21 protein-coding genes and 1 pseudogene are annotated in these 24,176 nt (G+C 63.4%); 15 read left to right on the top strand and 7 right to left on the bottom strand.

The features are described 5' to 3' along the window. Window position 1 precedes the first annotated feature (1 nt). From FPZ08_RS05615 to FPZ08_RS05580, 8 genes are all read left to right on the top strand, one after another. Window positions 2-1,345: a pyruvate dehydrogenase complex dihydrolipoamide acetyltransferase gene (locus tag FPZ08_RS05615; protein ID WP_146289070.1), complete on the top strand. Its 1,344-nt coding sequence runs from the start codon at window positions 2-4 to the stop codon at window positions 1,343-1,345. A gap of 12 nt (window positions 1,346-1,357) precedes the next feature. Continuing rightward, entirely contained in the window at window positions 1,358-2,008 is a 651-nt protein-coding gene (locus FPZ08_RS05610; RefSeq protein ID WP_146289069.1) for an SGNH/GDSL hydrolase family protein, read from the top strand. 30 nt (window positions 2,009-2,038) lie between these two features. Beyond that, window positions 2,039-3,478, top strand: a complete 1,440-nt coding sequence (gene lpdA / locus FPZ08_RS05605) for a dihydrolipoyl dehydrogenase (RefSeq protein WP_146289068.1) — start codon at window positions 2,039-2,041, stop codon at window positions 3,476-3,478. Window positions 3,479-3,636: 158 nt separating this feature from the next. Continuing rightward, window positions 3,637-4,677, top strand: a complete 1,041-nt coding sequence (locus tag FPZ08_RS05600) for a Gfo/Idh/MocA family protein (protein WP_146289067.1) — start codon at window positions 3,637-3,639, stop codon at window positions 4,675-4,677. Further along, on the top strand, window positions 4,674-4,931 hold the full coding sequence (locus FPZ08_RS05595) for a GlsB/YeaQ/YmgE family stress response membrane protein (RefSeq protein ID WP_056251535.1): 258 nt from the start codon (window positions 4,674-4,676) through the stop codon (window positions 4,929-4,931). The genes FPZ08_RS05600 and FPZ08_RS05595 overlap by 4 nt, the downstream gene beginning before the upstream one ends. Before the next feature lie 102 nt (window positions 4,932-5,033). Then, window positions 5,034-5,291 (top strand): GlsB/YeaQ/YmgE family stress response membrane protein, encoded by a 258-nt coding sequence (locus tag FPZ08_RS05590; protein WP_146289066.1) that lies wholly within the window; start codon window positions 5,034-5,036, stop codon window positions 5,289-5,291. A gap of 13 nt (window positions 5,292-5,304) precedes the next feature. Further along, on the top strand, window positions 5,305-6,258 hold the full coding sequence (gene lipA, locus FPZ08_RS05585) for a lipoyl synthase (protein ID WP_146289065.1): 954 nt from the start codon (window positions 5,305-5,307) through the stop codon (window positions 6,256-6,258). Continuing rightward, the gene (locus FPZ08_RS05580) at window positions 6,258-6,701 is read left to right on the top strand and encodes a type II toxin-antitoxin system RatA family toxin (RefSeq protein WP_146289064.1); all 444 of its coding nucleotides are present in this window, start codon (window positions 6,258-6,260) and stop codon (window positions 6,699-6,701) included. Before lipA ends, FPZ08_RS05580 begins: the two co-directional genes overlap by 1 nt. Window positions 6,702-6,876: 175 nt before the next feature. Here the strand turns inward: FPZ08_RS05580 and FPZ08_RS05575 are convergent. Then, window positions 6,877-7,385: pseudogene (locus FPZ08_RS05575) on the bottom strand (CinA family protein). After that, window positions 7,385-8,575, bottom strand: coding sequence for a bifunctional 2-C-methyl-D-erythritol 4-phosphate cytidylyltransferase/2-C-methyl-D-erythritol 2,4-cyclodiphosphate synthase (locus FPZ08_RS05570; protein ID WP_146289063.1), 1,191 nt, complete (start codon window positions 8,573-8,575; stop codon window positions 7,385-7,387). The pseudogene FPZ08_RS05575 and the gene FPZ08_RS05570 overlap by 1 nt, the downstream one beginning before the upstream one ends. A gap of 248 nt (window positions 8,576-8,823) precedes the next feature. Between FPZ08_RS05570 and dusB the strand changes: the two genes are divergently transcribed. The 3 genes from dusB to ntrC are packed head-to-tail and all read left to right on the top strand — an operon-like array spanning window position 8,824 to window position 12,337. After that, entirely contained in the window at window positions 8,824-9,756 is a 933-nt protein-coding gene (gene dusB, locus FPZ08_RS05565; protein WP_186767220.1) for a tRNA dihydrouridine synthase DusB, read from the top strand. Continuing rightward, the gene (locus FPZ08_RS05560) at window positions 9,753-10,892 is read left to right on the top strand and encodes a two-component system sensor histidine kinase NtrB (protein WP_146289061.1); all 1,140 of its coding nucleotides are present in this window, start codon (window positions 9,753-9,755) and stop codon (window positions 10,890-10,892) included. Before dusB ends, FPZ08_RS05560 begins: the two co-directional genes overlap by 4 nt. After that, window positions 10,889-12,337, top strand: coding sequence for a nitrogen regulation protein NR(I) (gene ntrC, locus FPZ08_RS05555; protein ID WP_146289060.1), 1,449 nt, complete (start codon window positions 10,889-10,891; stop codon window positions 12,335-12,337). Before FPZ08_RS05560 ends, ntrC begins: the two co-directional genes overlap by 4 nt. Here the strand turns inward: ntrC and FPZ08_RS05550 are convergent. Further along, the gene (locus FPZ08_RS05550; RefSeq protein WP_186767219.1) at window positions 12,334-13,236 is read right to left on the bottom strand and encodes a DMT family transporter; all 903 of its coding nucleotides are present in this window, start codon (window positions 13,234-13,236) and stop codon (window positions 12,334-12,336) included. The two genes, ntrC and FPZ08_RS05550, sit on opposite strands and share 4 nt — an antisense overlap. A 281-nt stretch (window positions 13,237-13,517) precedes the next feature. Between FPZ08_RS05550 and FPZ08_RS05545 the strand changes: the two genes are divergently transcribed. From FPZ08_RS05545 to hflX, 4 genes are all read left to right on the top strand, one after another. Continuing rightward, on the top strand, window positions 13,518-15,851 hold the full coding sequence (locus tag FPZ08_RS05545) for a sensor histidine kinase NtrY-like (protein ID WP_146289058.1): 2,334 nt from the start codon (window positions 13,518-13,520) through the stop codon (window positions 15,849-15,851). Further along, window positions 15,851-17,233 (top strand): nitrogen assimilation response regulator NtrX, encoded by a 1,383-nt coding sequence (ntrX, locus tag FPZ08_RS05540; RefSeq protein ID WP_146289057.1) that lies wholly within the window; start codon window positions 15,851-15,853, stop codon window positions 17,231-17,233. Before FPZ08_RS05545 ends, ntrX begins: the two co-directional genes overlap by 1 nt. A 183-nt stretch (window positions 17,234-17,416) precedes the next feature. Beyond that, window positions 17,417-17,668 carry an RNA chaperone Hfq gene (gene hfq, locus FPZ08_RS05535; RefSeq protein ID WP_056230518.1) on the top strand — a complete coding sequence of 84 codons (252 nt, stop codon included), beginning with the start codon at window positions 17,417-17,419 and terminating at the stop codon, window positions 17,666-17,668. A gap of 9 nt (window positions 17,669-17,677) precedes the next feature. Beyond that, window positions 17,678-19,033, top strand: coding sequence for a GTPase HflX (hflX, locus tag FPZ08_RS05530; protein WP_146289056.1), 1,356 nt, complete (start codon window positions 17,678-17,680; stop codon window positions 19,031-19,033). A gap of 5 nt (window positions 19,034-19,038) precedes the next feature. On the opposite strand, the gene mazG is transcribed toward hflX, so the two are convergent. From mazG to FPZ08_RS05510, 4 genes are all read right to left on the bottom strand, one after another. Further along, window positions 19,039-19,848, bottom strand: a complete 810-nt coding sequence (mazG, locus tag FPZ08_RS05525) for a nucleoside triphosphate pyrophosphohydrolase (protein ID WP_146289055.1) — start codon at window positions 19,846-19,848, stop codon at window positions 19,039-19,041. Window positions 19,849-19,938: 90 nt separating this feature from the next. After that, complete coding sequence (locus tag FPZ08_RS05520) at window positions 19,939-21,612, bottom strand: thiamine pyrophosphate-binding protein (RefSeq protein ID WP_146289054.1); 1,674 nt, start codon at window positions 21,610-21,612, stop codon at window positions 19,939-19,941. An 85-nt stretch (window positions 21,613-21,697) separates the two neighbouring features. After that, entirely contained in the window at window positions 21,698-22,840 is a 1,143-nt protein-coding gene (locus FPZ08_RS05515; RefSeq protein WP_146289053.1) for a type 2 periplasmic-binding domain-containing protein, read from the bottom strand. A gap of 145 nt (window positions 22,841-22,985) precedes the next feature. Further along, on the bottom strand, window positions 22,986-24,176 hold the full coding sequence (locus FPZ08_RS05510; RefSeq protein WP_186767218.1) for a CaiB/BaiF CoA transferase family protein: 1,191 nt from the start codon (window positions 24,174-24,176) through the stop codon (window positions 22,986-22,988).

The raw sequence follows: 24,176 nt of genomic DNA, 5'->3' as shown, positions 1-24,176 counted from the left end.
GATGCCAATTGATATCACCATGCCGGCGCTTTCTCCGACGATGGAAGAGGGCAAGCTCGCCAAGTGGCACGTCAAGGAAGGCGACAGCGTCTCCTCGGGCGACGTGATTGCCGAGATCGAGACCGACAAGGCCACGATGGAAGTCGAGGCTGTGGACGAGGGCAAGATCGGCAAGATCATGGTCGCTGAAGGCACCGAAGGCGTGAAGGTCAATGCCGTGATCGCCGTGCTGCTGCAGGAGGGTGAAAGCGCCGATGCGGTGGCTGCGGCGCCCAAGGCAGAGGCCAAGAAGGCTGAACCGGCCGCCGAAGCTTCCAAGGCAGAGGAGCCAAAGCCGGCCGCTGCTGCACCGGCGCCGGCGGCGACTGCCCCCGTTGCCGCGGCACCGGCTCCGGCGAAATCCGAGGGCAAGGTGTTTGCCTCGCCGCTGGCGCGGCGGCTGGCCAAGGAAGCCGGGATTGACGTGTCGGCTATATCAGGCTCCGGCCCCAAAGGGCGCGTGGTGAAGTCGGATGTGGAAGCGGCCAAATCGGGCAAGGTGCCGCTCAAGGCGGCTGCGTCGGCTCCTGCTTCGGCAAGCGGCGGTGCGGCGATGGCCGGGGGCATGACCAAGGCGCAGGTCTTGGCGCTTTACCCTGAAGGCAGCTACGAGCTGGTGCCGAATGACGGCATGCGCAAGGTTGTCGCGGCGCGGCTGACCGAGAGCAAGCAGACGGTGCCGCATTTCTACCTGACGATCGATTGCAAGATCGATGCGCTTATGGCGGCGCGCGAGCAGATCAATGCTGCTGCGCCCAAGAGCAAGGACGGCAAGCCGGAATACAAGCTCTCGGTCAATGACTTCGTGATGAAGGCCTGGGCCGTGGCCCTGCAGCGCGTGCCGCTGGCCAACGCCACCTGGGCGGTGGATTCGATCCTCTACCACAAGCGCTCGGACGTGGCGGTTGCCGTGGCCGTGCCGGGTGGGTTGTTCACACCGGTGGTCAAGAGCTGCGATACCAAGACGCTGCGGGAAATCTCCGAAGAGGTGAAGGATCTGGCGACCCGCGCGCGCGGCAAGAAGCTGGCGCCGCATGAATATCAGGGCGGGGCCTCGTCGGTATCCAATCTGGGCATGTTCGGCATCAAGGAATTCGGCGCCGTCATCAACCCGCCGCATGGCACGATCCTGGCGGTGGGCGTGGGCGAGGAACGCGTCTATGCCGACAAGGGCGAGATCAAGATCGGCCAGTTCATGAGCTGCACGCTCTCCTGCGACCACCGCGCCGTGGATGGCGCGCTGGGGGCGGAAGTGCTCGGCGTGTTCAAGGGCCTGATCGAAAACCCGGTCATGATGCTGGCCTAGGAGCGTCGCGCCATGAAAACCATCCTGGCCTATGGCGACAGCCTGACCTTCGGGTCCAATCCGCAGCCCGGCGGGCCGCGGCATGACTATGAGGACCGGTGGCCGAGTGTGCTCGAGCGCGGGCTGGGCGGCAAGGCGCGGGTGATTGCCGAAGGGCTGGGCGGTCGGACGACGGCGTTCGACGACTGGACGGCTGATGCCGACCGGAACGGCGCGCGCATCCTGCCGACGCTGCTGGCCAGCCATGCGCCGCTCGACATGGTCATCATCATGCTGGGCACCAATGACCTCAAGCCTGCCGTCAACGGCAATGCGCTGACCGCATCCTATGGCATGCGCCGGCTGGTGCAGATCACGCGCGGGCATTTTGCCATGCTCGACGAGCCGGTGCCGGATATCCTGCTGGTGGCGCCGCCGCTGGTCTGCGCCACTGACAATGGCGACATGATGGGGCATTTTGGCGGGCTCGACCATGCGCTGACGCAGGCGGGCGAACTGGCGCTGCACTATGCGCGCCGGGCGCAGGAATGGAATACCGGCTTCTTCGATGCTTCGACGGTCGCGCAACCCGACCCGCGCGACGGCATCCATCTCGACGCGGCCAATACACGCGCGATCGGCGAGGGGCTCGTGCCGGTCGTGAAATCCATGCTCGACCTTTAGGTCGGGACAACAGACTTACTGGAGGCCCAAATGGCTGACCAATACGACCTTCTCGTCATCGGCGCCGGCCCCGGCGGCTATGTTGCCGCTATCCGTGGCGCGCAGCTCGGCATGAAGGTGGGCATTATCGAGCGCGAGCATATGGCGGGCATCTGCTCCAACTGGGGTTGCATTCCGACCAAGGCGCTGCTGCGCTCGGCCGAAATTTACGGCCACATGACCCATGCCAAGGACTATGGCCTCACGGCCGAGAAGTTCGGCGTGGATATCGACGGCGTGGTGAAGCGCTCGCGCGCCATTGCGGCGCAGATGAACAATGGCGTCCAGTTCCTCATGAAGAAGAACAAGGTCGACACCATCTGGGGCGAGGCTGTCATCACCAAGGCCGGCGAGGTCAAGGTCGCGCCGACCAAGAAGGCCATCCAGCAGCCGCAGGTGCCGCCGCCCAAGAATGCGCTGGGCGAGGGGACCTACAAGGCCAAGAACATCATCATCGCCACCGGTGCGCGGCCGCGCGTGCTGCCCGGCATCGAGCCCGATGGCGACAAGATATGGACCTATTTCGAGGCGATGAAGCCGACCACCATGCCCAAGAGCCTGGTGGTGATGGGGTCGGGTGCCATCGGCGTCGAGTTCGCCTCCTTCTATCGTTCGATGGGCGCGGAAGTGACCATTATCGAGCTGCTGCCGCAGATCATGCCGGTGGAAGATGCCGAGATTGCCGGGCTGGCGCGCAAGCGGCTGGAGAAGCGCGGCATCAAGATTCTGACGGATGCCAAGGTGGCCAAGGTCGAGAAGACCAAGGATGGCGTGACGGCGCATGTCGAACTCAAGGATGGCAGCAAGCAGCAAATCTCGGGCGAGAAGCTGATCTCGGCCGTGGGCGTGCAGTGCAATATTGAAAATCTTGGGCTGGAAACGCTCGGCGTGAAGACCGAACGCGGGGCCATTGTCATCGATGGCTATGGCAAGACCAATGTGGATGGCATCTGGGCCATTGGCGACGTGGCCGGGCCGCCGATGCTGGCGCACAAGGCGGAGCATGAGGCTGTCATCACCGTCGAGAAGATCGCCGGCATGAAGGTGCATGGGCTGGACAAGACCAAGGTGCCGGGCTGCACCTATTGCGAGCCGCAGGTGGCGAGCGTGGGGCTGACCGAGGCCAAGGCCAAGGAAGCTGGGCGCGAAATCAAGGTCGGGCGGTTCCCATTTGTCGGCAACGGCAAGGCGATCGCGCTGGGCGAGCCGGATGGGCTGGTCAAGACCATCTTTGACGCCAAGACCGGCGAATTGCTGGGCGCGCATATGGTGGGTGCCGAAGTGACCGAACTGATCCAGGGTTTCGTGATTGCGATGAACCTCGAAACGACCGAGGAAGAACTGATCCACACCATCTTCCCGCATCCGACGCTGAGCGAGACGATGAAGGAAAGCGTGCTGGATGCTTATGGGCGGGCGCTGAATATTTGAGATGGGCTCTAAGCCGCCACATCCTCGGTGTCACCCCGGCCTTGAGCCGGGGCCCATCCTGAGATTGATGAGCGGGCAACATCTCAGGATGGATCCCGGCTCGAGGCCGGGATGACATCGTGGATGGGACAGGGCCCGAGCAACAAGGAGTTATCCACATGGTCAAGGCGATCCAAGTCGGCCTGGGACACTGGGGATTCAGCTGGACCAAGGAAGTTATCCCCAAAGTTCCCAGCATTCACATGGTGGGCTATGTGGATTCCAATCCCGAGGCCATCAAGCGGGTGCAGGATGAGCTTGGCATCGAGGAGAAGCGGTGCTTCCTGAGCCTCGATGAGGCGGCGCAGGGGCTCGAGGCGGACCTCGCCATCTGCACACTCCGTACCGAGGCGCATTATCCGGTGGTGAAGCGTTGCCTTGAACTCGGCCTCAACGTGATCGTGGAAAAGCCCTTCGCCTCGACCATCGCGCAGGGCAGGGAACTGGTGGAGCTGGCCAAGGCCAATGGCCGGGTGCTGATGGTCAGCCAGAATTATCGCTTCCAGCCGGCGCCGATTGCCGCGGCCGAACTGATCGGGGCGCAGAAATTCGGGCCGGTGAACCTGGTCTCCATCGACTTCCGCCGGCATGCGCCGAGCCAGGGGTATCGCTATTGGGATATGCCCGATCCGCTGCTGGCCGATATGTCGATCCACCATTTCGACCTGATGCGCATGGTGCTGAACGACAATCCCAAGCGGGTGTCGTGCCGCACCTGGAATCCGGCGGCGAGCCCGTTCGGGCATCACCCGATCGGGGTGGCGACGCTGGAATTCGAGAAGGGTACCATCGTGTCCTATCGCGGCAGCTGGATGAGTTCCGGCCCGGTGACGCCGTGGTCGGGCGAATGGACGATGGATTGCTCGGAAGGCGAAATCATCTGGAGTTCGCGCGACCATTTCATGGGCAAGGCGGGGCCGGACAGGCTCAGCCTGCGCGAGCGCGACGGGGAGGCGGTGGCCTTTCCGCTGGAGCCAATCGAATTCGCCGACCGGACCGGCACGCTGGCGTCTATCGCCAAGGTGATCGAGACCGGTGCGATTCCTGCCCGTTTCAGCTCGGGTGAGGATAACCTGCATTCCCTGGCGCTGGTGCAGGCGACGATTCTGTCGGCCTCGCGCCATGGCGAATGGGTCGAAATCGCGGAGGTATTGCAATGAGTGTCGGAACGACTGAACTGCTGATCTTTCTCGGCATCGGGCTGGTGGCCGGATGGCTGGCTGGGCTGGTACTGGGCGGTGGCGGGTTGCTGCGCAACCTGATTGTCGGCGTCATCGGCGCCTTTGTAGGCGGCTGGCTGCTGTCGGCGGCCAATATCTCGCTGCCCATCGGCAACGCGCTGGTGAGCCAGATCATCACGGCCACTATCGGGGCAATCGTGGTGATTGCCGTAGCGCGCGTGATTGCGCGATAGGGCTTGAAGGGCGCTCGGCGAGACGCAATATCCCGTCGAGAGTTTGAGAGGGCACAAAGAATGGCATTACCGGAACGGCAAAGTACGGGTGGAGGCTTCACCATGGGCGGCAACAATAATCGCGCGATCCTGGTGTTTCTCGGAATCGGCATCGTGGCTGGTTTCCTCGCCAGCCTTATCGTCGGAGGCGGCGGGCTGATCACTTACCTCATCAGCGGGGTGATCGGTTCGTTCGTGGGAGGGTATCTGTTCACGGCGCTGCGGATCGATCTCGGTATCCGCAACGATCTGGTCCGCCAGATCGTGACCTCGACGGTCGGCGCCATCATCGTCGTGATTCTCGCACGGCTGATTGCATAAGGACTCCACTTCCGTGGTCACTCTGATCGACAATTCCCTGGCCAAGCCGCGTCACCCTGAAAAGGCCAACCGGCCCGACAGCGTGGTGTTGCGCAAGCCGGACTGGATCCGCGTCAAGGCGCCGGGCTCCCCGGTCTACAAGGAAACCCAGCAGATCGTGCGGGAGAACAATCTCGTCACGGTGTGCGAGGAGGCCGGCTGCCCCAATATCGGGGAATGCTGGTCCAAGAAGCACGCGACCATGATGATCATGGGCGAGATTTGCACCCGCGCCTGCGCCTTCTGCAATGTGCGGACGGGCCTGCCGGGGCCGCTCGATATCAACGAGCCGGAAAATGTGGCCAAGGCCGTGGAAAAGCTCGGGCTGGAGCATGTCGTTATCACCTCGGTGGATCGCGACGACCTGGCCGATGGCGGGGCGCAGCATTTTGCCGATGTGATCCTGGCGATCCGCGCGCGCAATCCAAAGACCACGATCGAAATCCTGACGCCGGACTTCCTGCGCAAGGAAGGGGCTCTCGAAATCGTGGTGGCGGCCAAGCCTGACGTGTTCAACCACAATCTGGAAACGGTGCCGTCCAAATATCTCAAGGTGCGCCCAGGTGCGCGCTACTTCCACTCGATCCGGCTGTTGCAGAAGGTCAAGGAACTCGATCCGACCATGTTCACCAAGTCGGGCTTCATGGTGGGGCTGGGCGAGGAGCGCAACGAAGTGCTGCAGCTCATGGATGACCTGCGCTCGGCGGAGGTGGATTTCCTGACCATCGGGCAGTATCTGCAGCCGACCAAGAAGCACTATCCGTTGCAGCGGTTCGTGACGCCGGACGAGTTCAAGTCCTATGCCACGGTGGCGACGGCGAAGGGCTTTGCGCTGGTGTCATCGAGCCCGCTGACCCGGTCGTCGCACCATGCCGGCGAGGATTTTGCACGGCTCAAGGCGGCGCGGATGGCCAGGCTGGGGCACTGATGAAGCGTTTCTTCGAGCGGCATGTGCCGCACCTGCCCCAGCGCATGTTCGAGATCGTGGCCGATCTCGGGGACTATCCGCGCTTTATTCCCAACTGCAAGGCGATGGATGTCCGCAAGGACCCGGCAGCTGGCAGCGCGGATGTGCGTCTGGCCAAGATGACGCTGTATTTCGGGCCGATCACCCAAGCCTATACCAGCCGGGTGACACTGGACCATCAGGCGCTGACTATCACGGCCAAGGCGGTGGATGGACCGTTCGCCTATCTCGACAGCGTGTGGAGCTTCGAGCCCGAGGGCATGGGAACGCGGGTGCGGTTCGAAATCGACTTCAAGATTTCCAACCCGTTCATCGCGGCGGTTGCCGAACCGGCTTTTGCGGCCAAGCAGGATGAGATCATCCAGGCTTTTGCGGATGAGGCCGATCGGCGGTACGGGGAGTAGGGGCTTCACTGGCGTTAGTGCGTGTGACTCATTCCCTCCCCACAAGGGGGAGGGAAGCTTGGCCGGGTAAACGGTGAAACATCGAGCGATCCAGGAATGTGGTCATGCGCCTCCCTCCCCTCGATGGGGAGGGATTGAGGGTGGGGTGACGGGAGCCACGGCAGTCAGAAGTGGCTCAGCCCTTGTCGCTGGTCAGCACGTGCAGGACCAGTTCGAGCGCGGCGTTGACGCTGGCTTTGCGGATTTCGTCGCGGCCGAGGTCGCCGAAACGATTTTCGATGACAACGGTGGCGAGTTCTGAAGATACGGCGACATAGACGAGGCCGACCGGCTTTTTTCGCTGCCGCCGTCGGGGCCGGCAATGCCGGTGACCGAGACGGCATAGTCGGCGCGCGCGGTGTTGCGGGCGCCGTCGGCCATGGCGCGGGCCACCTGGTTACTGACGGCGCCATAGTCGCGGATCAGCCTTGCCTGGACGTGGATCATGCGGGACTTGGCGGTATTGGCGTAGGTGACGTAGCCGCCATAGAGCGCGGCTGAGGCGCCGGGAATGTCGGTCAGTGCGGCGGCGACCATGCCGCCGGTGCAGCTTTCGGCGGTGACGATGGTCTGGTTCTTGCTGGCCAGGATATCGATGATCTGCTTGCCCGGATTGGGCGTCGGTGCCTCGGTCTTTTTCGCCATCAATCGACCCTCGGCATTTCTACGCTCGCGCTGGCCATTGCCACCATACCCTCCTCCCGCCCGATGAAGCCGAGCTTCTCGCTTGTCGTCGCCTTGACGGCGATCCGTGTCGGCGCGATGCCCAGTGTTTCGCCGATGACCCGTTGCATCGCCGGAACATGACTGGCGATCTTCGGCGCTTCACAGACGATTGTCACGTCGAGATTGACGATGCGGCCGCCGGCCTTGGCCACGAGGTCCCCGGCATGCTTGAGGAAGATGGTGGAGGCCGCGCCTTGCCACTGCATGTCGGAGGGCGGGAAATGGACGCCGATATCGCCTTCTCCGATGGCACCGAGAATGGCATCGGTGAGGGCATGCAGGGCCACGTCGGCGTCGGAATGGCCTTTGAGTTTGGCGTGGTGGGGGATGCGGACGCCGCCCAGCCATACAGCATCGCCCGGCTCGAACTGGTGAAAATCGAAGCCCGAGCCGATACGGGTTTCCATGATGGCGTCTCCGGAGAGGATGCGCTCCGCCTGGGCGAAGTCTTGCGGATGGGTGATCTTGATGTTGTCGCGGTCGCCCATGACCATGGCGACGCGCAGGCCGGCCCATTCGGCGATCTCGGCATCGTCGGTGAACTGGCGGGGCAGCGTTGCGGCACGCATATGGGCGGAGAAAATCTGGCCGAAGCGGAAACCTTGTGGCGTCTGCGCAGCGGCGAGCTGGCTGCGATCCTCGGTGGTGGCGACCTGGCGGCCGTCGAGTGAGCGCTTGATGGTGTCGGTGACGGGCAAAGCGGGCAGGGCGCCGTCATACTGGTCGAGGGCGGCAATGACGTCGCCGATCACCTGGGGCGTGGCGAAGGGGCGGGCGGCATCCTGGATTAGCACCAGGTCCGGGCGGAGCGGGGCCAGGGCCTTGAGCCCTTCCAACACCGAGGCCTGGCGCGAGGCGCCACCGGTAACCGGGGGCAGCAGGCGATCATCGGCGAGGCCAAGTGAAGCATAGCGGTCGGCGTGATCGGGGTGGATCACGGTGAGGACGTTGGTGACATAGGGCAGGTCGAGAAAGGCCCTGATGGTGCGGGCCAATACCGGTATGCCGGCCAGCGAGCGATATTGCTTGGGGTCGGTAGAGCCATCGGCGCTGGCGCGTTCGCCTTTCCCGGCGGCGACGACAATGACGAAAATGGACTTCTGACGCATGGAAAACCGGGCAACCTGGACTTGAAACCGTCACGTGCTCGTGGTCTAGCGCCCGGCATGGCATGCGGCAAGTGCAGGGCTGCCGCACCGTGGCGGGCACCATATAAGGTATTGCGCTGCCAGCCGTTTTGACTATTGTGCAGGCATTCATTTGAAAATGACCATTTCTGGGGCAGTTTGTGTCTGAGGTTGCCTGCAAGTTGAGCATCGGGAGCCACGCGGTTCGCAATAATGCTTTCCTGGCACCCATGGCCGGAATTACCGATCGGCCGTTCCGCAAGCTCGCCGAGCATTTCGGCGCCGGCATGGTGGTCTCCGAGATGATTGCCAGCAATGCGCTGGCCGTGGGTAGCCAGGACATGGCGCGCAAGCTCGGCAGGCCCGGCACGCTGCCGCATATGGTGCAACTGGCCGGCTGCGAGGCCGAATGGATGACGCGCGGGGCGAAAATCGCCCATGAGGCCGGCGCCGACATTATCGACATCAATTTCGGTTGCCCCGCCAAGCGGGTGACCAATGGCTATGCCGGCTCGGCGCTGATGCGCGTGCCGGACCATGCCATGACGCTGATCGACGCCGTGGTGAGCGCGACGCCGCTGCCGGTGACGGTGAAGATGCGGCTGGGCTGGGACGACGACAGCCTCAATGCGCCTGACATGGCGCGGCGGGCTGTGGATGCCGGCGTGCAGATGATCACCGTGCATGGGCGGACGCGGCAGCAGTTCTACAAGGGCTTTGCGCGCTGGGAGCTGGTGCGGGCCGTAGTGGAGGCCGTGGACGTGCCTGTCGTGGTCAATGGCGACATTGTCGACCTGGCGTCGGCGCGCGAGGCGCTGGAACAGTCCGGGGCTGCGGCCGTGATGCTTGGTCGCGGCGCGCAGGGGCGGCCATGGGCCGTGGCGCAGATCGGGGCAGGGCTGTCGGGGCAGTCGGGGCCGGCTGCGCCCGAGGGCGATGAACTGGTTGCGCTGGTGTCCGAGCATTACGAGGACATGCTGGTCGAATACGGCACAGCGGTCGGCCTGCGGGCGGCGCGCAAGCATCTCGACTGGTACACCGAGGCTGCGGGCATCGTGCTCGACAAGCCTGCCCGCAACGCCTTTCTCAACAATGATGTGCCGGCCGATGTGCTGCGGCAGATCGCTGCCATCTTTTCCAGCGAGCAAAGGGCTGCTGCATGAGCGCCATCGAGGCTCCGGCGCCTGCTGCCGGCCCCGTTCCGTCGACATCAGTGCTGCAGGCCCTGCCGCAGCCGATCATCGTCTGTGGCGAGGATCGCGAGATCACCTTCGTCAACTATGCCGCCGAGGCATTTTTCGGCGCATCGCTGAGCGTGCTGACGCGGCAGCGGCTGGATGACCTGATCGCCTTCGGCTCACCGATTATAGGGCTGGTGGAAACGGTGGCGGCGCGGCGGGCGCCGATGACCGAATATCGGGTGCGCATCGGCTCGTCGCGCTTTGGCGATGAGCGGATTGCCGATGTGTTTGCCAGCCCGCTATCGGACAGCGACGGCAGGGTGGCGCTGCTGATCCAGGAGCGCACCATGGCCGACAAGATCGACCGGCAGATGGTGTCGCGCGGGGCGGCGCGCTCGGTGACGGGACTAGCCTCGATGCTGGCGCATGAGATCAAGAATCCGTTGTCAGGCATTCGCGGCGCGGCGCAATTGCTGGAGCAGACGGTCAGCAGCGACGAAATCCCGCTGGCACGGCTGATCCGCGAAGAGACCGATCGCATTGTCGGGTTGATCGATCGGGTGGAAGTGTTCGGCGACGAGCGGCCGATGGAGCGCGAGCCGATCAATATCCACGTCGTGCTGGATCGGGTGAAACTGCTGGCGCGCAATGGCGTGGCGCGGGGCATCGCCTTTTCGGACGAGTATGATCCATCGCTGCCGCCGGTGTTCGGCAATCGCGATCAACTGATTCAAATCTTCCTCAATCTCGTGAAGAATGCTGCGGAAGCTCTTGATCGAACACAGAAACCTGAAATCAAATTCTCGACCGCCTTCCGGCCGGGCATCCGGATCAGCGTGGCCGGCGTGTCCGAACGCATCTCGTTGCCGCTGGAAATCGTCATCGAGGATAATGGTCCCGGCGTGCCGCCCGACATCCTACCCTTTCTGTTCGATCCCTTCGTTACTACCAAGACCAATGGCTCGGGCCTCGGGCTGGCACTGGTGGCGAAGATCGTCAGCGATCACGGTGGGGTCATCGAGTGCGAGAGCCGGCCGGGCCGCACCCGGTTCAGGGTGCTTCTTCCCGTCGCGAGCGCGGCATTCCAGCTAATCAATGAAGAGGAAGCGGCACGATGAGCCATGTGGTCCTGCTCGCCGACGACGACGCCGCGATCCGCATGGTGCTCAACCAGGCGCTGACCCGGGCCGGCTATGAGGTTCGTCCGACTGGCAATATCTCCACGATGTGGAACTGGGTGAGCCGTGGCGAGGGCGATATCCTGATCACCGACGTAGCCATGCCCGACGGCAATGCCTTCGAGGTGATGCCCAAGATCAAGAAGCTGCGCCCCGACCTGCCGATGATCGTGATGAGCGCGCAGAACACGTTCATGACGGCCATCCGGGCTTCGGAAGTGGGCGCTTATGAATACCTGCCCAAGCCGTTCGATATTACCGAGGTGCTGTCGGTGGTGGCGCGGGCGCTGGCCGATGCCAAGAAGCCGAGCACGACGGACCGTAGGGTCGAAGATCCCGGCGAGACCATGCCGCTGGTCGGGCGCTCGACCGCCATGCAGGACATCTATCGCGCGCTGGCGCGACTGATGCAGACCGACCTTACAGTGACGATTACCGGCGAGAGCGGCACCGGCAAGGAACTGGTGGCGCGGGCGCTGCATGACTTCGGCAAGCGTCGCAACGGGCCGTTCGTGGCCATCAACATGGCCGCCATTCCGCGCGACCTGATCGAGGCGGAACTGTTCGGCCACGAGAAGGGGGCCTTTACCGGCGCCAATACGCGCTCGTCGGGCCGGTTCGAACAGGCCGAGGGCGGCACGCTGTTCCTCGACGAAATCGGCGACATGCCGATGGACGCCCAGACCCGCCTGCTGCGCGTGCTGCAGGAGGGCGAATATACGATGGTCGGGGGGCGGTCCTCGATCAAGACCAATGTGCGTATCGTCGCCGCCACGCATCGCGACCTCAGCCAGATGATCCGGCAGGGGCTGTTCCGCGAGGATCTTTACTACCGGCTCAATGTCGTGCCGATCCGCCTGCCGCCGCTGCGGGAGCGTGTCGATGATGTCGGCGACCTGGCGGCGCATTTCCTCAAGGCGGCGCAGCGAGATGGCGAGCCGACCAAGTCGATCTCGCCCGAGGCCATCAAGCTGATGCAGAACTATTCCTGGCCGGGCAATGTGCGCGAGCTGGAAAACCTGGTGCGGCGGTTGTCGGCGCTTTATGCCGACGAATCGATTTCGGCCGAGATCGTGCAGAACGAGCTCAATATCGCCGAGCGGCCCGGCGTAGCGGGCAATGGCGGCCCGATGGACGTTTCGATGGCGGTGGAGACCCATGTCGGGCAGTTGCTGCGCGAATATGAGCCCAACCTGCCGCCGGCGGGTCTTTACCAGCGGGTCATCGACCGGGTGGAGGCGCCGTTGATCGCCATGGCGCTCAATGCATGCGGCGGCAACCAGATCAAGGCGGCGGACCTGCTGGGGCTGAACCGCAATACGCTGCGCAAGAAGATCCGCACGCATAGCATCGAGATCGTCAAGCACAGCCGGCGCAACGGCTAAGGCGCGTCGATGATCTCGCGGCGGTTGCGATGCTCGCTCAGGGCGAGCGTCAGGCCGGCGGCGACGACCAGGAAGGCGCCGACATAGACGGTGGTGACCGGCATTTCGGCCCAGAACAGGTAGCCGAAGATAAAGCTCCAGATCAGCGCGCCATATTCGACGGTGCCGAGCACGCTGGCCGGCACCGATCGGGCGGCTTCCACCAGTATGAACTGGGCCAGGCCACCGACAAGGCCGGCAGCGACGCATAGAGCGATCTCGCGCAGGCCCATGCCTTGCCAGAACGGCAGGGCGGCCACGGCCATGACAAGCACATGGATAAGGTTCTGTGCGAAGACCTGCACCAGCGTGCTGTCGCTTCTGGAGATGGTGCGCATCAGGATCATGGCGAAGGCCCAGAACAGGGCGGCGCCCAGCACCATGATCACCGGCCAGCCAATGGTGAAGCCGCTTGGATTGGCGGCCACGACTATACCGAAAAAGCCAATCGAGGCGCCGCCGATGCGGGCCAGTGTCAGCTGCTCCTTGAGGAAGATCACCGCCAGGACCGTCGTCAGCACCGGCGCGACATAGTAGAGCGTGGTCATCTCGGCCAACTGCAGGTCACGCCCGGCGCTGTAATACATGACCCAGGCGGCCAGGGTCATCAGGCCGCGGCCGAGGATCAGCATGCGATTCTTCGAGTGCCAGAGGTCGATCACCACGCGATGGCGGCCGATGATCAGGCAGAGAGCGATGACGACCACGCCGCGCACGAACAGGATTTGTGGGGCGGGCAGGGCGGTGATCACGCCCTTGATCATCGCGTCATGGGCGGCGAACAGCGAATAGGCCGCAACGCCCAGGGCCATGCCCGTGAGACTGGCGGTTTCGACACGAACTGGAGCGGGGGCGGACAACGGGAGACTCGGAATGAGCGGGGGCGCTGGGGAGCGATGTGTGCCCGGCGGCATGAGGGTTGTCCAGTGGGCATGTGAAGCCGAGTTTGGGGGCATCCGGGCCCTGCGCGCATAGCGCTCCGGGCCTGACGACCTCAAATCGCTCCACTGGAGCGATTTGACGCGCCTTTAGGCGCGCCGGTCGTTAGTGTCACATTTTGGCAACAATTGTCTTGAAGGGTCGGGCGAATTGGGTCAGACTCTGCCTCTTTGCGGCGGATACGGAGTGCTTTCGGGCATTTATGAGTGATGTGACGACGACGAGCGAGGGGGCCCAGCAGGGTGTCGTCAGCGAAATGGCCAAACCGGCCAGGTCGCCATTTGCGTCCGCACGCAACAATCGATCACTGCGCATTCTCGGCTTCATCGTGGTGTTTGCCTCGGTGCTGATGTCGTCGATGTCGTTCCTGATCCTGTCGGGCACGACCAATATCGAGCCATCGACGACCGTCTGGACCGTGATCTGGATCGTCACCGGCATCCTGGTGCTGCTGGTGATCGCGCTTGTCGTGACCGAGGCGGTGCTGCTGATCCAGGCGCGGATGCAGGGGCAGGCCGGTGCCGGCATGCAAATCCGCATGGTGACCATGTTTGCGCTGGTTGCCGCCATTCCCGCCTTCATCGTGGCTGTGGTGGCGACCATTGCCCTCAATCAGGGGTTGGACCAGTGGTTCTCCGAGCGTACCAGAGCCATGGTGGAGAGCTCCCGGCTGGTGGCGCGGTCCTACATGCTCGAACATGCGCAGGTGCTGCGCGATGACGTGATCTGGGTGGCCGAGGAACTGGAACAGGCGCACGCAACCTTTGACGAGGACCAGGAGCGCTTCCAGCGCATCCTGACGGCCCTGGCCGTGACGCGGTCGCTGCCCTTTACGTCGCTGGTGAATGCACGAGGTGATACGCTGATGCGGGCGCAGATCGCGGTGCAGGGCGCCTATCCGCAATTGCCCGAGGGGATCACCGAAGGGCTGGTGGAAGGCATACCGGCGGCGATTGCGCCAGGGCGGATCAACCTTGTCGGCTCTGTCATAAAGCTGCGCGGTTACGACGATACCTACCTGTTCGTCGCCCGGCCCGTGGAGGCCGAGGTGCTCGAATATATGCAGCTCACCGATGAGAACATCACCGAATACCGAGAATATGCGTCCAACCGGCTGGTGTTCCAGATCACCTTCACCATCATGTATGTCGGCCTTGCCGTGGTGCTGCTGCTGGCGGCTTTGTGGATCGGCATTGCGCTGGCCAATCGCTTCGTCGACCCGATTCGTAACCTGATGATCGCCTCCAATCGCGTCAGCCGGGGCGAACTCGACGTGCAGGTGCCGGTGCAGGAGGGCAGGGGCGACCTGCGCGACCTCAGCAACGGTTTCAACCGCATGACCGAGCAGCTCAAGAGCCAGCGCGAGGCGCTGCTGACGGCCAGCGAGATGAACGAGAAGCGCCGGCAATTCACCGAGGCGGTGGTGGAGGGCGTGTCGGCCGGCATTATCGGGCTCGATCCGTTCGGGGCGGTGACGCTGGTCAATGCCCGCGCCTGCGAAATGCTCGACCGCGATGAAATCGACCTGATGGGCGAGCCGATCGAGAAGGTCATGCCGCAACTGGCGCCGACGCTGGAGCGGGCGCGCTCGGCGCGGCGCGGGCAGGTGCGCGACCAGATCCAACTCGGCAATGAAACCGACCGGCGCACCTATCAGGTGCAGCTCACGCGGGAGGGCTCGATCACCGAATCCAAGGGCTATGTGCTGACCTTCGACGACATTACCGACCTCGAATCGGCGCAGCGCACCAGCGCCTGGGCAGATGTGGCGCGCCGTATCGCCCACGAGATCAAGAACCCGCTGACGCCCATCCAGCTGTCCGCGGAGCGCCTGCGCCGCCGCTATGGCAGCAAGCTGGAGGATGACCGCGAGGTGTTCGACAAATGCATCAACACCATTGTGCGGCAGGTGGGCGATATCGGGCGCATGGTCGATGAATTTTCGGCTTTTGCCCGCATGCCCGAGGCGGCGCCTGAGGTCACCGATCTCAGCGATACCGTGCGGCAGGCGGTGTTCCTGGAAAGCGTGCGGCTGCCCGAAATCACCATCCGTACCATCCTGCCGGAAGATGCCATCTATGCTTGGTTCGACAATCGCCTCATCGCGCAATCACTCACCAACCTGATCAAGAACGCGGTGGAAGCATTTGAAACCGTTGACATGTCTGCCGACTGGCAGCCAACGATCACGGTGGAAGCGCAGGTGGAGGGCAACCATGCGCGCGTCGCCGTTTCCGACAATGGCAAGGGCTGGCCGAAGGACAATCGCCAGCGCCTGCTGGAGCCTTATATGACGACGCGCGAGAAGGGCACGGGCCTGGGCCTCGCCATCGTCGCCAAGATCATCGAGCAGCATGGCGGCATCGTCGAGCTGATCGATGCCGAACCTGATCCGATCGGCCGGGTCGGCGCCTGCGTGACGTTCACGCTTCCCTTGCAGTCACCTACCAAATCTTCAGCGGCGGACGGTTCGCACTCGGAATCCGCATCTGCCCAACAGGAGGAACCGCTCATTTCAGCGGTGGTTCACAAGTAATGGCACTCGATATTCTCATCATTGACGACGAAGACGACATCCGCGACCTGATCGCCGGTATCCTGGAGGACGAGGGCTTCGAAACGCGGCAGGCTCATGACGCCGATAGCGGGCTGAACGAGATCGCGCGGCGGCGGCCGAGCCTGGTTTTCCTCGATATCTGGATGCAGGGATCGCGGCTCGACGGGCTGCAATTGCTGGATGTGTTCCAGAGCCAGCACCCTGACATGCCTGTCGTGATGATCTCGGGCCACGGCAATGTGGAGACGGCCGTGTCGGCTATTCGCCGCGGCGCCTATGACTATATCGAGAAGCCGTTCAAGATCGACCGACTGCTGCATATCACCCAGCGGGCGATGGAAGCGACGCGCCTGCGCAGCGAGGTGGCCGAGCTCAAGGAGCGGTCGGCCGCCAAGAGCGCCGACATGGTGGGCACCTCGCCGGGTCTGCAGCAGGTGCGCGGCATTATCGAGAAATCGGCGCCGACCAATTCGCGCATCTTCATTTCCGGTCCGTCGGGCGCGGGGAAGGGGCTGGTGGCCCGGCTGATCCATCAGCGCAGCCCGCGCGCCGAGGCGCCGTTCGTCGAGATCAACGCCTCGCTCTATGCGCCCGAGGAAGTGCCGGTGGTGCTGTTCGGCCGCGAAGCCCGAGAAAAGACGGGCATTCTCAAGGTCGAGGTCGGGGCGCTGGAAAAGGCGCATGGCGGCACGCTTTACCTCTCCGAGGTGACGACGCTGCCGGCAGCAACGCAGGCGGCTTTGCTGCGGACGCTGGTGGAGAACCGGTTCAACCGCGTCGGCGGCACGCAGGCGGTGCCGATCGACGTGCGCATCATCTCGTCCAGCTCGCAGAATGTGGCGGCGCAGATCGAAGCCAGCGAATTCCGTTCGGACCTGTTCCACCGGCTTTCCATCGTGCCGCTGCCGCTGACGCCGCTCAAGGAACGGCGCGAGGACGTGCCGCCACTGGTCAATGTGTTCATCGAGCAGGTGTGCCGCATGCACAATCTGCAGCGCATGACCGTGGGCGACGACGCCATTGCCGTGCTGCAGGCGCAGGAATGGCCGGGCAATGCGCGGCAGTTGCGCAATTCCATCGAGCGCCTGCTGATCCTGATGAAGGACCAGCAGCCCGAGGATGGCGTGATCACCGCGGCCATGCTGCCGTCCGATATCGGCGAAGTGCTGCCCACGGTGGGCGATACGGACGCCTCGGCGCATCTGATGAGCCTGCCCTTGCGCGACGCCCGCGAGGTGTTCGAGCGCCAGTATCTGCTGGCGCAGATCGAGCGTTTTGGTGGCAATATTTCCAAGACCGCCGAGTTCGTCGGCATGGAGCGCAGCGCGCTGCACCGGAAGATCAAATCGCTCGGGCTATGAAAATGCTTTGAAAATTCTACCGCGCCATGCGACGGGCGCGGTAGGCATGAAAAATGATCTGTGCCATAGTGTTTGATGTGTGATGAGTTGATGACGGCAGGAACTGGGCGGCAGTTCCAAAGCCGGACTGGCAGGTAGTTGCAACGACAACAGCGACAAGCAATGCCGCGAAAAGAGGCCTCTATGGCGAACGAAAAACAACAAAATCTGCAGGATTCCTTTCTCAACCACGTTCGCAAGCAGAAAGTACCGGTCACGATCTTTCTCGTGAACGGGGTGAAACTGCAGGGCGTGATCACCTGGTTCGACAATTTCTGCCTGCTGCTGCGCCGCGACGCGCAGTCGCAGCTGGTCTACAAGCACGCGATCTCGACCATCATGCCGGGTGCGCCGATCCAGCTGTTCGATCCCGAGCAGAACCACGACAGCGACTGATAGGCTTTTATGAGCGGATTTGACGACGACGAGGCCGTCCAGCGGGGCGGCCCGCAGGCGTTTATCGACCAGCGTGCGCAGCCGACGCGTGCGGGCCTCGTCGTGCCTGATGTGCGCGGGCAGGCGTCCCGGCATTCGATCGAGGCGCGCAAGGCCGAGTTCGAAGGGCTGGCCGGGGCCATTCACCTCGATGTGGCCTTTTCCGAGGTCTTGAGGGTTCGCGAGATCAAGCCGGCGACCTTTATCGGTGGCGGCCATACCGAGACGCTGGCCACGCGGGTCAAGGCGGAGAAGATCGACCTGTTGCTGGTCGATGCGGCGCTGACCGCCATCCAGCAGCGCAATCTCGAAACCGAAACCGGCGCCAAGGTGCTGGACCGCACCGCGCTGATCCTCGAAATCTTCGGCGAGCGCGCCGCGACGCGCGAAGGCGTGCTGCAGGTCGAGCTGGCCCATCTCAACTACCAGAAGGGGCGGCTGGTCCGCTCCTGGACTCACCTGGAGCGCCAGCGCGGCAGCGGCGGCACCGGCTTCATGGGCGGCCCGGGCGAAACGCAGATCGAAAGCGACCGGCGGCAGATCACCGACCGCATCGTGCTGCTGGAAGACCGGTTGGAAAAGGTCAAGAAGACCCGTGCGCAGCAGCGCCAGCAGCGCGATGGCACGCCGATCGTGGCATTGGTTGGCTATACCAATGCCGGAAAATCCAGCCTGTTCAATGCCTTGACCGGGGCAGGGGTGTTTGCCAGGGATTTGTTGTTCGCCACGCTCGATACGACGGTGCGCAAGCTGGCACTGCCGCATGGCCGCGAGGTGATGCTGAGCGACACGGTGGGCTTTGTCGCCGACCTGCCGACGGATTTGGTGGCGGCGTTCCGTGCCACACTGGAAGAAGTGCTGGATGCCGATGTGATCCTGCATGCGCGCGATATCGCCAATCCCGACCATGTGGGTCAGGCGCATGACGTGCTCAAGGTGTTGGCGGAACTTGGTGTTTCACCCGAGACGACGCCGATCATTGAGGTCTGGAACAAGGTCGACCTGGTCAGCGAAGATGCTCTGGTCGGTATCGTGCCGGCGGGCAAGGTGGCTGCCGCGGTGTCGGCTTCGGCGCTGACCGGGCAGGGGCTCGATGCGCTCAAGCTGGCTATCGAGAAAGCGCTGGGCGAGAAAAGCCGGACCTATCACGTCCATGTGCCGCATGCGGCGGGATCCGATATCGGCTGGCTGCATTCGCATACCGAAATCGTCTCCCGCGACGAGCCGACCGAACAGGGTTCGGGTTTTGTCGTGCGGGTCGAGCCGCGGCACAAGACGGCGTTTCTCGAGCGGTTCAATGGCCGGATCGAGAGTTCGGACGCCTAGATTCTCTAGGCTTTGTCTGCGGCTCGGATTTCATTCCAGTAGCCGTCAAGGCGCTCCAGGCCGGCTTGTTTTGGATCGATGCCATCTTCTCGGCAGCGCGCTTCGACATGGTGGAAGCGGCGGGTGAACTTGTAGTTGGCGTCGCGCAGGGCGGCTTCGGCATCGACGCCGGCATGGCGGGCCAGGTTGGCGACGGCGAAGAGCAGGTCGCCGATTTCCTCCTGCACCGCCGCGGCGTCGCCTGATGCCTGGGCCTCGGCGACTTCCGCGAGTTCCTCATCGACCTTGGCCTTGACCGAGGCGAAATCCGGCCAGTCGAAACCGACCTTGGCGGCGCGCTTGGTGAGCTTTTCGGCGCGGGCCAGGGCAGGGAGCACATTGGGGACGTCATCGAGAATGGATGGCGTCGCGTCGCCCTTGCGTGCGGCCTTTGCGGCCCGCTCCTGCGCCTTGATGGCCTCCCAGCGCTGCTCGGAGGCGGCCGAATTGCCGGCATCGACATCGCCAAAGACATGCGGATGGCGGCGGATCAGCTTGTCGGTGATGGCATAGATGACGTCGCCAATATCGAAATGGCCGGCCTCGCTGGCCATCTGCGCGTGATAGATCGGCTGCAGCAGCAGATCGCCCAGTTCCTCGCGCAGATCGGCAAAATCCTGCCGCTCGATGGCGTCGGCGACCTCATAGGCTTCCTCGATCGTATAGTGTCTTATGGTCGAGAAATCCTGCTCCAGGTCCCAGGGACAACCGCCAACCGGATTGCGCAGGGCGGCCATGATCTCGATCAGGCGGGCAATATCACGGGATGGCTGCATGGGTGTCTCGGTCGCTGGAATCGTGTTGCCATGAGCTTAGCAGCTCAGCGGACCGGCTACAGCGCGCCGTTTATCCATGCAGGTGCCCGACTAGCGGGCGCCGTGGCCGGCCTTCACGTTCTGGCGCATGCGCGGATTGACCACCAGGTCCGACATATGGACGTTCCACACCATGGTGGTATCGCCGCGTTCGAACTCCTCCAGCAGGTCCCTAAACCGGCCGAGCGTCGTGACGTTCTCGCCGCGCAGCCCGAAGCCGCGGGCGATTTCGGCGAAGTCGGGTCGGCCGAAAATGGCGCCTGTATCGTCGATGCCGTCTTCCCGCAGCTTGTGGATCTCGGCGCCATAGGCACCGTCATTGCTGCAGACGATGAGCATCTTGATGCCTTGGCGCCTCAGGGTTTCGAACTCCTGGACATGCATGAGCAGGCTGCCGTCGCCCTCGAACAGCACGACCTTGCCGGTCTTGCGGACGGCTGCGATGCCGACGGCGTAGGAAATGGCGTTGCCGATGGCACCGAAATCGCGCATCGCGTGATAGCGCGTGGGTTCGCCGCCGCGCATCACCGTGTGGAAATAAGACTGGTGCCCCGAGCCGCTCACCATGTCGTAATCGCGGGGGATGACAGTTTCCAGCTCGGCGAAAACGGCGCGGGGATCGAGGGTCCCGGGCGCGATATCATACCGGGCATTGTCCGCCGGCTCTTCCCTGATACGCCGGGCCAGTTCCGCGCTGCGGATGCTGGCGGCTGTGGGCCCTCGTTTCTCGAGTGCGGTGAGCAGGGCCGTCGCGGTCAATTTGGCATCGGCTTTCACGTAGATGTCGGCCGCTTCGAGGCCATCCCGCAGACCGATCGGATGTGGATCGATCTGGATGACTTCGGTGATTTCCGGAATGATGCGCCCGCCATCCATGGTGTGATAAGTGAGGCTCGCCCCGATGGCCAGGACCAGGTCGGATTGGGCGAAAGCCTCTCGGGCGATGGCGCGGGCGAAGCCTCCGCAAACGCCGACGGAAAAGGGATTGTGGTCGTACATTCCGCGGCCCAGCAGCGTGGTGGACAGGAGGGCACCGCTGGCTTCGGCAAGAGCCTCCACCTCGGTCCGGGCGCCCGACCATATGACGCCGCGTCCGGCCAGGATAATCGGTGCCTTCGCCTGGGCCAGGCGATCGACGACATAGGCCAACTGCTCCGGATTTGGTGGCATGGGCGCGGTCTGCGGCAGGACCGTGGATGATGGCTTGTAGGCGCCGATATCGGGCATGGCCTGCTTCTGCAGGTCATAGGGAACACCGATCACGACGGGCTTGCGCTCATGGCGCGCGACGTAGAACGCCTCGCGGACATATTGATACATGCGATCGGGGCTATGAGCGGTGATATAATGGGCGCCACAGGCCGCCGCTAGCGGCTGCTGGTCGATGAACTGCCCATACCATTTCGCCTTGAGCGGGGTTTCGCCGGCAAACACCACCATTGGCACGCCGCCCCGCGACGCTGAGGCCAGCGCCGTCATGATCTGGGTGAAGCCGGGGCCGCAGGTAACCGAAGCGACGCCCACTTTGCCGGTGGCGCTGGTATAGCCCATCGCCATAGTGCAGGCGCAATGCTCGTGGCGGGCGTGGACAGTGGTCATGCCCGAAATGTTCTTCATGGCCGTGGCCCAGTGCATGTTGCCATCGCCCATGAGCGTGAAATGCGTATCCACGCCTTCCGCACTAAAGGCCTGCGCGAGCGCCTCGTAGATAGGCATGTTGGTCATGGGTCAGTTCTCCGGGCGCGTCGAATGATCGGGGCATGGCAATACCGCCCGGCCGTGGCCAGGCGGTGGGGAGCAAACAACGTGCTTAGAAGGTTGCGCCGTGCGTTTCGGCAGCCCAGGCCTTGAGCCATTCGAGATGTTCAGGGGTAAGGCTCAGTGCGCCTTCCATGATCCGGCCTGTCGCCTCGGCGCCGGTGACCTGCGGGTATTCACCGATGATGAGCTTGGCCGGGCCGTCCTGCATCACGGGTAGTTCGAGCGCGTCGCGTGTTGCCTGCGCGTAGGCCTCGACGATTTCCGGCGCGGTTCCGGCCGGGAGCATCAGCACCTTGCCCGCCATGACGCGGACGTTGAAGAGGGATTTCCACACGTCATATTCGATCCCCGAGAGGGGCTTGCCGTAGATTGCCTCGTAGACCTCTAGGAAATGCGGCACGTCGGGAACCATGGGGTCGCGCACGATCTCACCGTCTTCTTCATAGCCCATGGTGAAGAGCAGCTTGGCCGAGCCATCTTCCACCAGCGGTGCCACGGCGTCGCCATAGGAGAACATGGTATCGTGCCGCATCTGGAATTCCCCGCGCTCCAGGCCGGCACGCGACTCTCCCAGGCCGATGCCGAACACCACCTTGGGCTTGATCCCCAGCAGGTCGTAGCTGAGCAGCATGCCGATATCGGAGGAGGTAATCGTCTGGCTGGCAATGGTGGGCGGATTCTCGATGACCTTGCGGATGTTCTCGATCGGGTCGTCGGTCAGCCCGCCCGCGTAGTCGCTGCGCGCATAGACGATGGACCCGCCCGGGGACGAGAGGAATGGTATGAATTCGCCAAGGTCGTAGCGGACCGATGGGTCACGCAGGATCTGGTTGAGAATGGTGCTCGAGCCGACGCCGATGAAGGCGCGGCCATCAGGTTCGGCGCGTGCGGCGAATTCATTGGTCCCGGTGATGGAGCCGCCACCCTCGACGTTGCGAACCACAATGGTCGGCTGGCCGGGCAACGTCTGCTGCAAACCCAGCACAAACAGGCGGTTATGCGTGTTCGAGCCGCCGCCAGGCCCATAGGGGACCGTCAGCTCGATCTCTTCTCCGGTAAAGTCCAGGTCGGCTTGCGCTAGAGCGGGCGACGCTGCGATGAAGGTGAGGGCCGCTCCTGCCGCAACGGCCAAGGCCGAAAGCGTGGAGCGCGCCGGAAAGTGCCTGCCATGTGTGCGTTTTGATCCGAACATTTCTTCCTCCCAGAAGCAATCGGGCATCTTCCTATGAAGAACACCGAGGTACACTGTGACTCGAAGGACTTTCCATGTCCATCAAGAATCCGCCTGAAACATTGAAAAACATGCAATATACAACAGTATACTATTCTAGTTTAAATCAAGCCGTGCCGATGATGCCCTCATCCCGCAACCGGTCGATTTCGGCGGGCGCAAGGCCGAGTTCCGTGAGCACCTGACGCGTGTGTTGCCCGATCTTGGCGGGGTAGGGCGATGTCACCTTGCCGGGCGTAGCGCTGAGCTTTGGCGCTGCGGCAAGCGTGCGCATTGTTTCTCCATCGGGAAACGACACCGTCTCGATCGCATTGCGCGCGCTGACCTGCTCGTGGGCGATCACCCGGTCATAGGTGTTGATCGAACCGCAGATCAGGTCGTTGGCCTCGCACAGTTCCAGCCATTCGGCGCTGGTACGGTGTGAGAACACCTCCTCGATGATGCGCTTCAAGGCTTTCTGGTTACCCTGGCGAACCTTGCGGTCGACAAAGCGCGGGTCGGTTTCCAGTTCGGGCATATCCAGGACATTGCGGCAGAAGGCACTCCAGCGGGCAGGGCTATAGGCGGCCAGCATGATGTGACCATCGCTGGTGCGATAGGCCTCGTTGGGCGTGGCATAGGGTGCGCGGCTGCCGGTACGACGGGGCAGTTCCCCGGACTGGAGATAGCGGGTCATCGAGGATTTCTGGATCACGAGGGCCGCCTCGAGCAGGCTGACATCAACATGCTGGCCCATGCCGTGCCTGTCGCGCGCCAGCAAGGCCAGCAGGATGCCCTGTGCCGCGAGAAAGCCGGCGGCCATATCGGCCATGGGGAAGGGCGTCTTGATCGGCTCGGCATCCTCGTCTTCGCTGCCGAGCACGCTCATGATGCCGGATACGGCCTGGATGATGCCATCGACGCCCGGCCTGTCCTTCCACGGACCATCCTGGCCATAGGCGCTGACCGAGCAATAGACCAGTCGGGGATGGGCCTGCTGCAGCGTCGCATATCCCAGCCCCAGCCGGTCCATGACGCCGGGCCGGAAGCTTTCCATCACCACATCGGCACGGGCGATCAGCTTGAGCGCCAGCGCGAGACCGTCGCTCGATTTCAGGTTAATGGCGATGCCGCGCTTGTTGCGGTTGAATTCGCGCGTGCCGAGACCGGGCGTGGTGCGTGACCAGTCGCCACCCGGTGGTTCGACCTTGATGACCTCGGCACCGAAATCGGCGAGGGACGCGGTGGCGAAGGGCGCGGCCGCACCCATGCCGAAGCAGACAACTCGGATGCCGTCCAAAGCCGCCAGACCCTGCAT

The sequence above is a fragment of the Devosia ginsengisoli genome, assembly GCF_007859655.1.
Taxonomy (GTDB): domain Bacteria; phylum Pseudomonadota; class Alphaproteobacteria; order Rhizobiales; family Devosiaceae; genus Devosia; species Devosia ginsengisoli.
This window is presented reverse-complemented; position numbering and strand designations above follow the sequence as displayed.